The organism is Reichenbachiella sp. MSK19-1, from assembly GCF_003590315.1.
Lineage (GTDB): Bacteria > Bacteroidota > Bacteroidia > Cytophagales > Cyclobacteriaceae > Reichenbachiella > Reichenbachiella agariperforans.
On sequence record NZ_MIER01000016.1, the window covers coordinates 357402 to 373892 of the forward strand.

12 protein-coding genes are annotated in these 16491 nt (G+C 40.8%); all 12 read right to left on the reverse strand.

The features are described 5' to 3' along the window. Window positions 1-151: 151 nt before the first annotated feature. The 12 genes from BGP76_RS14190 to BGP76_RS14245 all read right to left on the reverse strand — a co-directional run bounded on the left by BGP76_RS14190 (window position 152) and on the right by BGP76_RS14245 (window position 16233). Window positions 152-1327, reverse strand: a complete 1176-nt coding sequence (locus tag BGP76_RS14190) for an acetyl-CoA C-acyltransferase (protein WP_073121658.1) — start codon at window positions 1325-1327, stop codon at window positions 152-154. A 26-nt stretch (window positions 1328-1353) separates the two neighbouring features. After that, window positions 1354-1707, reverse strand: coding sequence for a four helix bundle protein (locus tag BGP76_RS14195; protein ID WP_119845179.1), 354 nt, complete (start codon window positions 1705-1707; stop codon window positions 1354-1356). A gap of 40 nt (window positions 1708-1747) precedes the next feature. Then, on the reverse strand, window positions 1748-4150 hold the full coding sequence (locus BGP76_RS14200; RefSeq protein WP_119845180.1) for a 3-hydroxyacyl-CoA dehydrogenase/enoyl-CoA hydratase family protein: 2403 nt from the start codon (window positions 4148-4150) through the stop codon (window positions 1748-1750). Continuing rightward, a complete protein-coding gene (locus tag BGP76_RS14205; protein ID WP_073121652.1) occupies window positions 4143-4607 on the reverse strand; it encodes a MarR family winged helix-turn-helix transcriptional regulator in 465 nt (154 codons plus the stop codon). Before BGP76_RS14205 ends, BGP76_RS14200 begins: the two co-directional genes overlap by 8 nt. Before the next feature lie 89 nt (window positions 4608-4696). Beyond that, window positions 4697-6508: a tetratricopeptide repeat protein gene (locus BGP76_RS14210; protein ID WP_119845181.1), complete on the reverse strand. Its 1812-nt coding sequence runs from the start codon at window positions 6506-6508 to the stop codon at window positions 4697-4699. A gap of 382 nt (window positions 6509-6890) precedes the next feature. Next, a complete protein-coding gene (locus BGP76_RS14215; RefSeq protein ID WP_119845182.1) occupies window positions 6891-8633 on the reverse strand; it encodes an Ig-like domain-containing protein in 1743 nt (580 codons plus the stop codon). Further along, window positions 8630-9511, reverse strand: coding sequence for a class I SAM-dependent methyltransferase (locus BGP76_RS14220; protein WP_119845183.1), 882 nt, complete (start codon window positions 9509-9511; stop codon window positions 8630-8632). The genes BGP76_RS14215 and BGP76_RS14220 overlap by 4 nt, the downstream gene beginning before the upstream one ends. Before the next feature lie 2 nt (window positions 9512-9513). Beyond that, window positions 9514-11376, reverse strand: a complete 1863-nt coding sequence (gene mnmG, locus BGP76_RS14225; RefSeq protein ID WP_119845184.1) for a tRNA uridine-5-carboxymethylaminomethyl(34) synthesis enzyme MnmG — start codon at window positions 11374-11376, stop codon at window positions 9514-9516. An 89-nt stretch (window positions 11377-11465) separates the two neighbouring features. Further along, window positions 11466-11894 carry an rRNA maturation RNase YbeY gene (ybeY, locus tag BGP76_RS14230; protein ID WP_119845185.1) on the reverse strand — a complete coding sequence of 143 codons (429 nt, stop codon included), beginning with the start codon at window positions 11892-11894 and terminating at the stop codon, window positions 11466-11468. Continuing rightward, complete coding sequence (locus BGP76_RS14235) at window positions 11894-12295, reverse strand: ATP-binding protein (protein ID WP_073121643.1); 402 nt, start codon at window positions 12293-12295, stop codon at window positions 11894-11896. The genes ybeY and BGP76_RS14235 overlap by 1 nt, the downstream gene beginning before the upstream one ends. A gap of 30 nt (window positions 12296-12325) precedes the next feature. Beyond that, a complete protein-coding gene (locus BGP76_RS14240) occupies window positions 12326-15601 on the reverse strand; it encodes a DUF4175 family protein (RefSeq protein ID WP_119845186.1) in 3276 nt (1091 codons plus the stop codon). Beyond that, window positions 15598-16233 carry a hypothetical protein gene (locus tag BGP76_RS14245; RefSeq protein ID WP_147407479.1) on the reverse strand — a complete coding sequence of 212 codons (636 nt, stop codon included), beginning with the start codon at window positions 16231-16233 and terminating at the stop codon, window positions 15598-15600. Before BGP76_RS14245 ends, BGP76_RS14240 begins: the two co-directional genes overlap by 4 nt. Window positions 16234-16491: the final 258 nt, after the last annotated feature.

Sequence of the window (16491 nt, forward strand, 5' to 3'; positions counted from 1 at the left end):
TACTAAATCATGTACCCACTGTGGTAAAGAGACAAACCTAAGAATTACCTTTTCTCGTTTTTTTACCGTCTCGCTCGGAGCGAGGGAGACGGTAAAGAAAAAGGCTTCCCAATATTGAGAAGCCTTTGTTGTTTTTCGCTGAAATCTTCGTTTAGCTCAAAAACTCGTAGATGCCAGCGACACCTTGTCCACCGCCGACGCAGGCGGAGACCATTCCGTATTTTTGTTTTCTACGGCGCATTTCGTTGAGCAGTTGGATCGAGAGCTTCGCTCCTGTACACCCGAGCGGGTGACCGAGTGCCACTGCTCCTCCATTTGGATTCACGATGTCTGGGTTCAGTCCTGCCTCTTGGATCACGGCGAGTGATTGCGCAGCGAATGCTTCGTTGAGTTCGATTTGCTCAATATCGTTGAGTTTCAAACCTGCCTGTCTCAATGCCTTCGGAATTGCCTCGACTGGTCCGATACCCATGATGCGTGGGTTCACCCCTGCCGCGGCATAGGTCACCAATCTCGCAATCGGCTCGAGTTTGAGTTCCTTCACCATTTTCTCAGACATCACCATGACGAAAGCTGCTCCGTCAGAGGTCTGCGACGAATTACCTGCTGTGACTTGACCACCCATTTTGAAAGCAGGGCGGAGTTTGGCCAGACCGTCCATAGAAGTGCCGGCTCTTGGACCTTCATCAGTATCCACCACATATTCACGTTCGGCTTTTTTGCCCTCATCATTGATGTAGGTTTCTTTGACGGTGATCGGTACGATCTCGTCTTTGAATTTTCCGTCCTTGATCGCAGCAAGAGCTTTGTCGTGCGAATTGACTGCAAACTGATCAGCTGCTTCACGTGTGATCCCGAAATCCTTGGCAATTTCTTCGGCTGTCATACCCATGGACAAATAGTACTCCGGGTTATTCTTGGCAATTTCCCAATTGAGGGCGGTTTTGTATCCCATCATCGGGACGAGTGACATGGACTCGGTACCACCCGCGATGATACACTCGGCCATTCCCGCTTTGATTTTGGCGGTAGCCATCGCGATAGTTTCCAATCCCGAACCACAGTATCTGTTGACAATCAGGCCAGGCACTTCGACTGGCAGAGCCAGCAACGAAATCATCCTACCCATTTGCATGCCTTGCTCCGCTTCGGGAATGGCATTGCCGACGATGAGATCGTCGATTCTTTTCGGATCGAGCTCGGGCACTTGTGCCGTGAGGTGCTTGATCACATCTGCAGCGAGATCATCAGGTCTGGTGAATCTGAATCCACCTTTTTTTGATTTCCCAACTGCTGTTCTATATCCTTTGACTATGTATGCTTCCATTTGTTTAGATTTTGAGATCTCAAGAATCAAGAGTCAAGACTCTTAGAAAACCCGTAGATCATTTTTTGCAATTCATTAATTCTCGTTTCAAACAACTTAAAATCCTGACTAGCCATAAAACCTAGTTCACAAGACAAGTATAACTGCGTTTCCATCTCAAAAAGTGACCACAAACCGATTTGTAAAAAGCGTTTGAAATCTACATTCGATTTGCGTGAGGTTCCTTCCGCGATATTGGAAGGTACCGATACGGAGCATCTTTTTATCTGCGAAATCAAATTGTACTTTTCGTCTTCTGGAAAAGAATTGAGTACAGGATACAAGTCTTTCACCAATTGGATCGACTCTTTCCATATCTTCAATTCTTTGTAGTTATGCATGTTGTCTTAATTCTATAATCTTGGCTCTTGGATCTAAATACTAGTTTCTAAGCGGTTTTCCTTTGAACAAGATGCTGTGGATACGTTCCAGAGTTTTGGGTTCTCCCGTCAAACTGAGGAATGCTTCTCTTTCTAAATCCAGCAAGTATTGCTCTGACACCAAAGTGCTGGAAGTCAAATCTCCACCGCTCATGACGTAGGCCAATTTTTTGGCTATTTTCGCGTCATGTTCTGAGATATAATTGCCATAGAGCATGCCTGTCACACCTGCCTCGAACATCGCCATCGAACTGCGTCCGTGTACCTTAATATCTTGGCGCTCTATCGGGCGAGTATAGCCTGCTTCGGCCATCTCGATGGCTCGTGCTTTGGCATCCGCCAAAAGTCGAGAACGATTGAGGGTGATTCGATCCGAATCCTTGAGGATATGCATGCCAGCTGCTTCAGCTGCCGACGTGGCAACTTTCGCTGTAGCGATATTCATGAAATACTCCTGTAGGACGTTGAGCTCTGGATCTCCCGTAGCGTACTGGTCTGAGGCACGGAGTGTAAACTCTTTGGTACCTCCCCCACCTGGGATGAGGCCCACACCTACTTCCACCAACCCGATGTAGGTCTCGGCATGTGCCTGGATCGCGTCACAATGCAGCGACAATTCACAACCCCCACCCAAGGCCAAGCCTGATGGCGCAGAGATCACCGGTATGTCCGAGAATCGTGCACGTGTCATCGTCTGCTGAAACTGACGGATCATCAAATCGATCTCGTCATACTCCTGATCCGAAGCAAACATGAACAGCATCGCAAGATTGGCTCCTGCCGAAAACTGTTGTGCTTCGTTACCGATCACCACGCCGCGGAAATTTTCTTCGGCCATAGAGATGGCCGTGTTGATTCCCTCGATCACTTCGCCACCGATGGCATTCATTTTCGTATGGAACTCGACATTTAGGATACCATCCCCGATATCGTAGACTGTCGCACCTGGGTTTTGGAAGACAATGTTGTTCTCCTTGTAGGCTTCCAGAATTACAAATCCCTCAGTACCAGGTACTACCTTGTAGGATTGGGTCGGTATATCATAGTAGAGTTTTTTGCCGTTTTCGAATTTGTAGAATCGATCATGGCCTGCAGCGATCATCTCTCCTACCCAATCGGCAGGTTTCATTCCAGCGGCCTCCATTTTTTGAGCCGTTTCCTTGACGCCTAAGACATCCCAGGTCTCGAATGGACCAATCTCCCAAGCAAAGCCTGCGGCGACCGCCTGATCGATCCTATATAGCTCATCGGCGATCTCAGGGATTCGGTAGGAACAGTACTTGAACATATCGTAGAACATCGCTCTGTAAAACTCTCCTGCTTTGTCCTCAGCGTTAACGAGGATCGGGAGACGTTCTTTGACGTTTTCGATGTCTTTGACCTTAGAGAGGCTCTCATAGTATGCTTTGGTTCGCTCACCATATTCCATGGTCTTGAGATTCAGTTCTAAGATCTCCTTTTTTCCATTTTCATCCACGGTTTTCTTGAAGTAACCCTGTTTGGTTTTGTCTCCCCACCATTTTTTGTCGTAGAGTTCTTGGACGATGCGCGGCAGCTGAAATGTGTCACGCGATTCGTCTTTTGGCAAACCTTGGTAGAGATTAGTCGCTACCTTGACTGTAGTATCTAGGCCGACCACATCCATCGTACGAAAGGTCGCCGATTTGGCACGACCGATGATCGGTCCTGTCATGCGATCCACTTCGCCGACGGTAAGTCCCATTTTTTCGACCGTGTGCATGCCCGACATGATGGCGTAGATCCCAATCCGATTGGCGATGAAAGCCGGAGTGTCTTTGCAAAGCACAGTTTCTTTTCCCAAAAACAAGTCGCCATAGTTCATCAAAAATTTGACGATTTCTGGATCTGTATCTTTGGTCGGGATGATCTCAAGCAATCTCAGGTAACGTGGCGGGTTGAAAAAGTGCGTGCCACAAAAATGCTTTTTAAAATCCTCACTACGTCCATCCGTCATCAGGTGTATCGGAATCCCTGAGGTATTGGAGGTGATGAGTGTTCCTGGCTTTCTAAATTTCTCTACCATCTCGAAGACTTGTTTTTTGATATCCAGATTTTCGACGACTACTTCGATGATCCAATCGTAGTTGGCGATCTTGGACATATCATCGTCAAAATTTCCCAACTGAACCAGTGTTGCTTTGGTGCTGTCATACAGCGCGGCAGGTTTGGCTTTGAGGGTGGATTCAAACGCTTGGTTTACAATTCGGTTTCTGACAGGCGTGTCGGCGAGTGTCAGTCCTTTGGCTTTTTCTGCATCGTCTAGTTCACGTGGAACTATATCGAGCAGCAGCACTTCCACTCCGATGTTGGCGAAGTGGCATGCTATTCTTGATCCCATGATACCGGAACCCAGCACAGCAACTTTTTTGATGGCTCTATTCATTTTCGATCAAAATTATTTGTTGTTCTATGTTTCTGTTTTCTTCTATGACTTCTTCTATAGATGACATCACGTCAAAAAATGCGGAGAGTTTTTCGTCCGAGACTTTTTTGCGGACACTGTCGTTGAAATACAAAACGGCCTTTTTGGAAAAGCTCCTTTTTTTCTTTCCCTCTTCTGTCAGCATGATTCTAACGGAACGTTTGTCGTTAGGGTCCTTCTCTCGGTAGATGAGCCCAGTCTGTTCCATGTTTTTCAACATACGTGTGAGACTGCGCGCTTCCATCCCGAGTAACGGTGCGATTTTGGTCGCTGGCGTGCCTTCTTCTATATCGATGTTGAGTAATACAAAACCAGATGAGGCTGTAATTCCTTTTTCGAGTCCTCCCTGATTATACATTCTTGAAATCGCATGCCAAACAACTTTGATGTGATAATCAACCGTTTCTTCCTTTTTCATATCTTACACTTCTACCTAACAATGTTAAAGATATATAAAATATGTTATGCGCGCATACTAGTTAAGGTATTAGTTGTCAAGAAGAAATGTTATTGGTAGACGCTATCGCCGCGCAACTTTCGAAAACGCTTTCGTGCATCTGATACATAGATACTACCGGGATAGTCGATCAAGAAATTTTTGTAGACTTCCATAGCCCCTTCCTTATCCATCAGATATTCTTCTAAAATTTTTCCCTCCAAGAAGGACGCATCATCACCGAACAAATCAGTAGCATAATTGAGCTGAATCACTTCGAGTTGCAAAATGGAATTTTCAAACTCTCCTGAACTCAAATAAATCTGTGCAAGCTGCCAGTGAATCTCATCGACTAACGAATGTGCTGGATAATCCTCGAGCATTTGTTGATAGGCCCTTTTGGCCTGAGCGGTTTTGTGTTGGAACATGAGTAGATCAATATCTGCATATTTCTTCAAGACAAAGTCAGAGGTATCCAGCGCTGTGTTGTTTTGAATGAGCAAACTCAACGCTATCGCATCGTTAGCGATTTCTTTGGTAGTAGCGGTTTTGAGAATATCCAAATGACTCTTCGCCAATTCAAAATTTCCCATATAGTAGTTTAGCCTAGCATTTTTGAATTTTGCTTCGTATCCTATTTTGCTTGATTTGTTGGCTTTTTCGACTTGTGCGTAGAGTAGTGTAGACTCCCATGGTTGGTCTATCAATAGGTAAATATCTCCCAAATCCAACTTACTCAATGATTTGATTTTTTCGTTTACACGTGGAATACTTATGATTTCATTGAGAATTTGAATGGCTGAATCTTTTTCATCAAGATAAAAAGCATGTAACAATGCCTTTTGGCGATATGCCTCTATTGTTTCTTGATTCAACCCCACTCTCGTCATCAAATGATGATAGTCATGGGTTAACTGACGGATTGCTGTTTTGTCAACAGGGAAAGTTCGTTTCACTTTTTCTTGTCGAGCAAGTATGAGTTCTTTTTGGGCTTGGAGGTTGTACTGACTCTCTGGTAACTTATCCACGATGTATGTGAATATCTCTTCGGCATCCGCATAGCTTTCATTTTTCAATGCAATCTCACCGATGTTGATGAGTCGATAGCCATTTTCGTTCATCCGCTTATTGATTGCTCGTGCTTGAATGAACGCACCATGAAAATCTTTTTGTTGCACATGTGCCCAAATCAAAAGATCCGCATACATTTTGTCACTTGGGTTTTTCTGAATGTTGTCGAGTAGAGTATTTTGAAAATACTGAATATCTTCTTCGCTTTGGAGTAAGTTTTGAAGGATGTTCTTGACGTATCTTAGGTTTTGTGGTCTGAGCGAAGCGAAGACGAGATATTCATTTAGCATCTCTTCCTTTTGGCCAAGCACACGATAGGTGTTGGCCAGCTCTAGTGCATAATCCTGTTTGTTTCGAGAACTCTGTCTCCCAGCGATATAGGTATCCAGTGCATAATTGGCCAGTTGTTTGCTGATAAAGTACTGCGCAGCAGTCCGCACCAAAAATCCGTTTTCTTTTATCTCAGTTATCAACATCTTGTACTTCTTATCAGCCTGATCGTTGCGATCGGTAGCGGTATAGAGGATTCCTTCATCGATTTGGTAGTAGACGTTCGATGGGTAACTCTTGAGCGCAACTTTTAGATATTTCTCTGCAGCCTTGTAATCATTGAGTGATAGGAGTACATCCAGATAGTTGTTGTGAATATTAGGAATATTCTGCGATGACTTGGCCAGCTCATCGTATAGATCTTTTGCTTTCTCATAATCGCCATTGAGATAATACTCATTGGCAAGTTGGATATTCTGATCATCCTGGGCCACCAGTGTGAGCGGAATGATCAAGACTAATATGGATAAGAATTTTTTCATATGCGTTTGTCCACACTTTTCTGCGCTCTTACAATATATAAATAGATTATAAATAAACTATTATTATTTATTACCTCCGTGGATATGTGGATAAGTGCTCGTTTTGGAATGTGTTGTTTATTGTTGGTTTAATATTCATTGTTAAGCGACATGTTATCTACATCGTAAGTCATTGAGGTTTAGTCTTTCATAACGTTTTCCACAGTTTTGGTTAGTTTGTTGATTACTTTATTCTGATGTTGATCGTTTGATGACTTTTGTGGATATGATCAAGTGAACTTTCAATGTTTCATGTGGATTGTTACCCTGTCATAAGTGTGAAAGATTAATTGGTTTTTGTACACAGGTTTTATCATCTGGTTTCACGAGTTATCCACAGGTTTTAGAAGGTGATCTCTATATTTTCAATCTCCCAGTTGGCACGTATATCGAATAGTTCAGGATAGAAATAAATGGATTCTTCCTGTTGATTTTGCAACATACTGCCGTGTTCCCATGCTCCATCCTGATTGTCATCTATCAGAATGCGAAAGGTGTACTTGCCTGGTTTTATGTAGCTAAATGTGAAAGTCTTGGCATTCTGTAGTTCAGAAATAACCTTGTATTTGTCATTGACTAGTTGCAGTATGTATTGTGGCACTTGTGTTGTGACTTGTCCAGATACTTTTCCGAAGTTTTCTGAATCTTTGAAGGAATAGAATCTGGTAAATTGTTCGACGGTATCTTGATCTATGGTGATGAATGTTCCATGTGGAAAATTCATGTAGACTTGCTCGGTCTTTATCTTATTCAGATAGTTGACTTTGAACTGTGTGATAGAGTCTAATGCGATGCTGTCTGATACGAGCTGTGTCGTATCAATGAGTGTGTTTCTGAGACTATCTACTTGCTGCTGTAGGAAGTATTTGTCTAGCGTGTTGATTAGGGTCAGTTCTGTTCTGTTTTCATTCCATGTGGCAACACTATCTACGAATGTATATTTATACAGTGTATCATATTGATACGTCATACTATCTATTGTGAATTGAGTGATAGGTTTAGTGAAGCTAAAAGTCATATTGAATGTTGGATCAATATTGGATTTGTCTGTTGGTAATAGACTGCTGTTTAGTTTTTCAGGCTTTCTTTTGCTCTCGGAGAACTGTATATAGACTGTGTCTTGAATCTGATTGTACACTGTATCCTGTGCAGATATGATGAGCTGCAAACTATCTGTATCATAGGTATAGAGAGAGTCGTAGTAGAAGCGTAGTGTCGTTCTGCCTTTTATTATGTTATTGATTGGAATATCTAATTGGTTAGTAGAATCGGCTTTTTTGATTTTATAATTCTCAATGTATTTGTTGTAGAGTACATCGAAATACTGGCCTGTTTTTTTGGATCTGACCATTTTGAGGGGAGTAATGTTGAGTAGCTGTATTTTGATATCTAAATTCTCCTGGCTCGTATTGAGGTTTACAGAATCTTGTATAAATCCATGTGACTCTTCATCTGGTTCGCATTTGAGATTGTTGTTGGCATCTTCGAATGCGTAAATTTTATAATAGCCATTTTTGATGTTTTCGATTCGGTAGGTTCCTGAAGTGTCTGTTTGTGCAAAGTAACGAGGCTTTCCTGTTAGTATGTCCAGCGTGTCTTTGATTGAGTAAACAGCAATGGTGGCTTTGTCTATGTTCTTATTGGTGTACAGGTTGGTGATGTGACCTGAAATACTAATAGAATCCAAGAATGGACCAGTTGAGAATGCTATGCTAAAGTTTTCTACGGGATTTTTTTCTGTTACATCCACTACCCCATCTGCGAAATTGAAAGTATAAGTAGTACTGTCTTCGAATTTTTCTTCGAATTCAATATATAAGTCGTTCTTTTTCACTTTGAATTTGTAGGGATTCTCAGTGAATGGTGTGATGATTAATTTTTGTTTCAGTTTATCCGCATTGATTCTTTCGTTGAATTCAAAGGAGAATTCTTTTCCATCGAAATTGATTGTCTTGTCTGTGGGATTACTTTCTAGAAGTAGCGGTGGTATGGTATCCCTAGGTCCTCCTGAAGGCGTACCTTGATTAGCACAGGCATATACGAATATGGCGATGAGGATAATGACGAAGGGAAATATATGTTTCATACTTTTTTGAATATGTAAATAATACTGGAGTAGTTGTGGTTATTCTTTTTGGCCCATCGGTTTGATAACAATCCGATACAAAAAGCTTTAAAATAATTTGATTGACCTGTTTTGTACTTTTCACTCAGAAGGCTCACATAGAAAGAATCGAATTTCATAGGATGGGTTGCTTCGAGCTTATAGCCGTTATATTTCATCAGTGCCGTTATCGTCTCTTGATTGAAATGATAGAGATGTCTTGGTACATCGTAAGCTGCCCAGTGCTTCTTATAGAAGCGTTGATCATAAGATGCGGAGTTTGGTACTGCCACAATTAAACGGCTCTTTTTGGATAGATGTTGTTTGAGTGCTTGCAGTGTTTCATTGATGTCATGTACGTGTTCTAATACATGCCATAGTGAGATGATACCATATTTTTTAGCAGGTAGTTTATCGATATTTTCGAATACTGTATCTCCTATATTCTTCTGTGCTATAGTTCTGGCATTCTGATCCGGTTCTATTCCTGTTACTTTCCAGCCCTGCTCTTTGATATATTTGAGCAGTTGGGCGGTACCGCATCCATAGTCCAGTATTGTTTCCTTATCAGATAGGCTTTGTATTAGTTTGAACTTTGTCTTGATGGTATGGTTACGAACTAGTTTATAAATCCAGTTTATAGGGTTGGTTGCTTTGTTGGTGTGTGATATATAATCTTCAAACTGGTAGTATTTGCCAATTGCTCCCTTGCTAGGTCGTGGACTTGTTATTAAAAGTTCACAGTTTTTACACTTCATGATGGCGAAACTCTCGTGTGTCAATGAGTGGTCGTCACAGATGATGTGGTTGGTAAATTCCTGATAGTTACATGACGGACATGAATCAATTTTTTCGTACATAGTTATCTAGCCATGTAGACCATGAGCACGGATATATCTGCGGGATTGACTCCACTGATGCGTGATGCTTGGCCTAGGTTGGCGGGTTGTATGTTTGATAGTTTTTCTTTGGCTTCTGCTGAGAGGGCAGGTATTTCTTTGTAGTTGAAACCTGCGGGAATCTTTTTGTTATCCAGATCTCCCATTCTATCAGCGAGACTTTTTTCTTTCTCTATATAAGTTTCATACTTGATCAGGATGGATGCTTGTTGGAGTATTTCTGATGATAGACCTTTGGTTTTATCTTTCAACTCATCACTGAGATCAATGAGATCTTCGATTTCCATTTCTGGTCTTCGTATGAAATTGATCAGGGGCGCTTTCTCTTTGATCTTAGCAGATTTCTTTTCTTCGAGTAGACCATTTACTTCTTCAGGTTTGACCTTTAGATTTTGCAAGTCTTTGATAAGAGTTTCTGTTTGCGATAGCTTTTCATGCACTTTATCTAATCTATCCTGTGATGCTAAACCGAGCTGATGTCCTAAAGGGGTGAGCCTTACATCAGCATTGTCTTGTCTGAGCAGAATTCTAAACTCTGCTCTGGAGGTAAACATTCGATAAGGTTCATTTGTGCCTTTGTTAATTAGGTCATCAATGAGTACCCCGATATAGGCATCTGATCGATTAAGTATGAAAGGGTCTTTTTCGTGAATCTTATTATGCGCATTGATTCCTGCCATTAATCCTTGACTAGCTGCTTCTTCATAGCCAGTGGTACCATTGATCTGCCCAGCGAAGTATAGTCCTGATATTAGTCTAGTCTCCAGTGTAGCGTCTAATTGTGTAGGTGGGAAGTAATCATACTCGATGGCATAGCCGGGTCTGAACATCTTTACCGTTTCGAACCCTGGTATTTTGGTGATGGCTTTGTACTGTACATCCTCAGGTAAACTGGTGGAGAATCCATTAACATATATTTCTACCGTATCCCATCCTTCTGGTTCTACGAATATTTGATGACGTTCTCTGTCAGCAAACCGGTTAATTTTATCCTCTATGGATGGACAGTATCTTGGTCCCAGTCCTTTGATTCTACCAGTGAACATAGGTGATTGTTCAAAGCCTGTCTTGAGGATTTCATGTACCTCACTATTGGTATAAGTGATGTGACAGGGTCGTTGTTCTTTGAGCGGTTTAGTATCTGAGTAGGAGAATTTACCAGGTACTTCATCACCGGGTTGTTCTTCCATGACTTTCCAGTTAAGTGATCTACCATCTACGCGTGGTGGAGTTCCTGTTTTCATTCTACCTGATTCGAACCCTAGTTCTATGAGTTGTTCAGTAATTCCTGTTGCAGCCTTCTCCCCTGTTCTTCCACCACCGAAGCGTTTTTCTCCTATGTGTATGATACCATTGAGGAATGTCCCATTGGTAAGCACGACTGATTTTCCTTTGATTTCTATCCCCATGGAAGTCCTGACGCCTTGGATTCTGTTATCCTTGACAAGCAACCCTGTAACCATTTCTTGCCAGAAGTCTACGTTGGGTGTACGTTCTAGTGCGAGTCTCCATTCTTCTGCGAATCTCATTCGATCGTTTTGAGTACGTGGACTCCACATAGCTGGTCCTTTGGATTTGTTGAGCATGCGGAATTGTATCATTGATTTATCTGAGATGATACCAGAGTAGCCACCCAATGCATCAATTTCACGAACAATCTGACCTTTGGCAACTCCGCCCATTGCTGGGTTGCATGACATCTGTGCTATGGTATTCATGTTCATCGTGATGAGCATGACTTTCGAACCCATATTGGCTGCCGCTGCTGCTGCTTCACAACCTGCATGACCTGCACCTACTACTATTACGTCGTATTCTGGAAACATAGTATTCTATATTGTGTTCCACGTGGAACGTTACATCTGTAACCCTAAGGGTTTGTAAAGTGTTCCACGTGGAGCATTCTATTTCTTAGTTATTGAAATTGCGGCAAAGATAAGTAAGCATTCTCTTTTTGTCTCATGAGGCTTTTGTCTTCATCGCTTTTGTCTTTGTACCCTACCAAATGAAGGATGCCATGAATAATGACTCGCCTCAGTTCGTCTACGAAAGGGATGTCCTGCATCTGGGCATTGTCGCGACACCTGTCTATGCTCACGAATATATCGGCCTCTATTTTACCCTCTTCTTCTGAGTTGTCAAATGTAATGATGTCTGTGTAGTAGTCGTGATTGAGGTAGTCGATATTGACTTGAAGTAGATATTCATCAGAGCAAAAGATGTAATTGATACCTTCCAAACTATACCCTTCGGCTGTTATGGTATGAGTAATCCATTGCTCAATGTTTTGAACGTTTGCGAGTTCAAAGTCTATGTTCTCGTAGAAGAATTGTATTTCACTCATCAGGCGAGATAAAAGCTAAGTTCGACACGTCTGCCATCATCTTCGAATTTGACTTCATCACAAAGATTCTTCATCAGGAAGATGCCGCGACCACCGGGCTTTTCTATGTTCTCAGGAGCTGTAGGATCGGGTAGACTGTCGTAGTTGAAGCCTTTACCCTCATCTTGTATGGTGAAGCGTATGAGACTTTCTTCGAGTGTTAGGGATAGGTCTACGTTTTTGTCCTTGTCGGATTGATTGCCATGGACTATTGCGTTGTTGACAGACTCGGTCACGGCGATCATAATGTTACCATAGATGTCATCATCAAACTGAAATTTCTCTTTGGCATTGTCTATGAAACTTTCGATTATGCGAATGTTTTCGGATAGAGAAGGGATTTGAATTTTTATGGCATCCATAGTGTGTTGTGTTTATCGTTCACAAATATATTATTGTTGATTCAAGCTTTGGAAATATTTATTTACTTCTTCCTTATAGTAAGGGTTCATCTTAGGTGGTAAGGTCTGTAATAGTTCTAGTTCTGATTCTTTCGCTTTAATATACTCTTCGAATTTCTTTTGAGACAGTTGATCTTGCTCTTTTGCGGATTCTGCTTCCCGCTTTTGATCGAGTTCTCTTTCTCTCAGTGCATCTTCGGACTGTAACATGCGAGTAAGTATATCTTGTTGTCTACGGATTGTCTCTTGTTTGATGTTCTTGTTGACGAGATCTGTTTCCGTTTGTTCCATTTTTTTGATGATCTCTTCCAAGTTGTCAGATAGACCCTCCTCCCCTTGGTTGAGTCCGTTTTGCATTTGCTGTAGTTGTTGACGGAGCATTTCTTGTTCAGCAGCGAGTTCTGCTAGTTCTTGGGATAACTGACGACCAGATTTCCCACTCTTTTTTAATTGTTCTATCTTTTTGTTAAGTTCTCCTTGTAGCTGAGACATATCTGGAGTGTTCTTCTTTTTTCCTTTCTGACCTTTCTGTGGCATGCCCATGGACTGAGCCATTTGATCCTGCATCTGCTGGAGTACATCTGTCAGTAGTAGAGACAGGTTATTAATAGCAGTCATGGTGTACTGTTGGCTAGAAAGTGCTTGTGGTTTTTTACGATCCTTGAGTCCTTGTAGACTGGATTCAATGTTTTTGTTCATTTCATTAAGCTCTCGGGTGACAAAACTTTGTATCTGAAACACGCGACTGGCCAGTGATTTGAGACTGTCTTCGATGATCACAGCATCATCACGTAGTTTTAGTTGTTCTTGAGAGAGGCTAACAAAGCGAGGGTCACTTTGGTCAACTTCTCTAAAATCGTCCATGACTCTTTCTTGGTCGAAGGAGAGCGTAATTAGGTTGTCTAGGATGTTGCGTAGGTTGTCGATGTTCTCTTGTATCATTTTCATCTCCATGTTGGCTTGCATACCTAGCATCTTATCACGGAGTTCTTTCATCTGTTCTGCAGCATCTTGTTGCTTGCCACTAGATTGTTTGCGGTTGTTTTTGTCTAGTTCTTCTTGTGCTTCTTTTTGCGACTGATCTATGGATTCTTGTTGTTGCGAGAGATTCTCTAAGTTTTCTGGTTGTTTTAGTTCTTCGTTGAGCTCCTCCATGGCTTTCATCTCCTCTTTGATTTGTTCAAATTCTTTGTCAAGCGCTGATTGTTCTTCTTTTACTTGGTCTAAGTTCTTTTCCTTGTTTAGGTTTTCTTTAGCTAGTTTAGATTGTTCTTTTTCTAGTTCGTTGAGGTCTTGAATTACTTCATCCATTTTGAATTCGAACTGCATTCGTTTGAACATTTCCAACGCACGTTCTATTTCATCTTCCAAGTTTTGCTCTTTATGTGCTACTTGTTCCATTAGCTCATCAAGGTTCTTATCTGTTTCTTGTTCTTGCAACAGCTTTTTAAGTTCGTCATAGAGTTTTTTCGTCTCTTCATCGAGAACGTCTTCCATGATTTTTTGTAGCTGAGCCGCTTTTTTCTGTAGTTCAGGATTAGGCTGATGAAATTTGTTTTGCTTATTAGTGAGCTCTTTGTGTTTTTCAGCCAATTGCTGCATTTCTTTTTCTAAAGACTCTTTGTCTTTGATCAGTGAGTTTAGTTTTTTCTTCTCTTGCCAGTTGTTGTTTTTCTTCTTGATACCTTCCTGTATATCATCTATTTGCTTTCTAATGTCCTGTGCTTTATCCAGTGCCTTATTCATGTCTCCTTTGGCCTGTGCTGCAGTTTTCTCTATATCAGCATTGATTTCTGATTTTTCAGGAATTTTAAAGGTGAAAGTAGATGATCTAGTGGCTTTGAACCCATGAATTTCATCATTGTCCCATATACTCACATAGTAGGCCAATTCATCTCCTTGATTTAGATGAAGAGAATCGATATTGATTTGATGATAGATTTTTTGATTGGTGACGGATGGGTTAATGGATATTTTTTCTCGGGTTTTGTTTCCGTTCCATTCATAAGTGACTTGCATCTTGTGAAAACCATAATCGTCAGCGATTTGACCGTCTAAGATCAAATATTGATACAAAGTAGTGTCTGTTACGGTTATCAGTTTTAATGATGGATATTGATCCTCTATGATATCTATGTGATATACAATGGGTTCTTTATTTTGACTGTGGGTATTTGTCAATCGTATTTGATAATCACCTTCTTTGTGAATAGACCTTGATAGGTTGAATTGGTTCGGTGTTTTAGAGCTAAAGTTTGTCGTATCCTGTGAGGATAGAAATTCTACTTTTTCAGCGCTCACGGAGTTTATATTCCAGGAGCCATGAGTTCCTTCAGGTACGGTCAAGTTACCGTTGTTAATCACTGTGACATTCGCTAGTCCAGTATAGTTAGGATAATCCAAATCAATGGTTAAATGCTTGATTTCTGGTCTTGAGATGACTTTTACTTGGTAGGTGCTACTATGATAATTACCAGCTGTGATATAAAAACTAAAATCGTTTTGTGCTTTAGCAAATTGATAGTTGAGTGTATGTTGGTCTGTCGCTATTTTGATTTGCTGCCCTTGACTATGTATAAAGGCATGATCGGGTATGGCCTCTCCCATTACATTTAGTTGTAAATTGTATGTCTCATTTCTAAATGCTATGAGCTCACTAATCACTTCGATTTGAAACAAAGACCGATTGTATTCTTTGTCATAATTAACAATACGAGTTGTACTCTCTGTTAAGAAACTAGGGATAAGAAGCAACAGCGCAACAATAATGATGGATGGAATTAAAAAGTATTTGAGATGCTTGCTGTTCTGTTTGAGGTCAATACTGGTGTCAAATGAAAAGGGTGATATTTCTTGTGTCCGTTGTATTAGGCTCGCATTTATCAGTGCGTTGTCTCCTTGATTTTGTTGTAACTGAAGTGTATTAAGTATTTTATCCCCCAATTCTGGAAATAGTGTACCGAGTTGTTTAGCTGCGAGTTCATTACTCAGATATTTATTGGGATTAATAAATTGTAACAACGGGAGTATAAAAAAGAAATACAACAGCACCAATAGGCTAAGAATCAGTACAAAGAATAGTGAAGTTCTCCCTAGACCATCAAATCTAAAAGTGTACTCTAAACTATTGATAAACAGGTATATAGATAGTGATATACCTACCAAAATTAGTGTTTTTCTTATCAGATGATTAAGAAATAGCTTGCGTTTGTAGGCGAGTAGGTTACTCGATAACTTAGGGTCGGTATGTTGCGTGTGCTTATTCAATAGCGTTGTATGGTGTCGAAGTAGATGTGCATCATTTGATCCGATAACTTACTATAGTCTTTTAAACCCTTTATTCGAGTTTTAGTTATGTAATACTCAGGGTTAATTTGTTTGATGAGAAGTGTATCGCTAATAGGATTTTGCTGTGCTTGCAAACGATTCGTTAGTTGTTCAAAATCATTACTAAGAAATGGAACAATTTGTTTTCGGTATATGATGTGTGGTTTTGACAATACATCATCTATATTTTCTACCTGAACTACCTGATGGTATTCATTTTTCAAGGTGTCATGATTTGAAACTTTTGTTTCATCAAAAAAGTAAGAAATGGAAAATTCGATTAGTGTTGTATCACGTTCCTCATGAGTCGAGTCAAAATGTCTGATGTATGCCAAACTGTCCACTATTTTAAGGCTATTTCTAAGGCTCATACGTGACTCAAAATTATAAAACTCGTAATATGCCACAGATCCGACGTTAGATGGCGTTAAATTGTACTTACTGTATGGGTTTTTTCGTACATTTTGTACGAATACATGCATTTTAGGGCTATTTCTGCTAGAAAAATCAGTCATGAACAAATCAAGGTTTCCTTCGACAAATTCGCCTAAAATGGCTTCTTCATTTTTCAAAAACCGGATATTTATGTTTTTTATGGCTAAACTATCTATCGAAGTTAGACTGTATAGTATATCATCATTAGTAGAACTAATTGTGTACTTTGGCTTATGAAATACTAAATCATAGACGAATTTTTCGGCAGGGCTATTTAGTTTGGAGGAATCTAGGCTTAACAGGTTAGTATTAAAATTTATCGTGAGCGTTTCACGTGAATCAAGTATGTTGGTTTCACGTGGAGTGCTTTGTTGTTTGCAGCAGCAGAGAGAGAG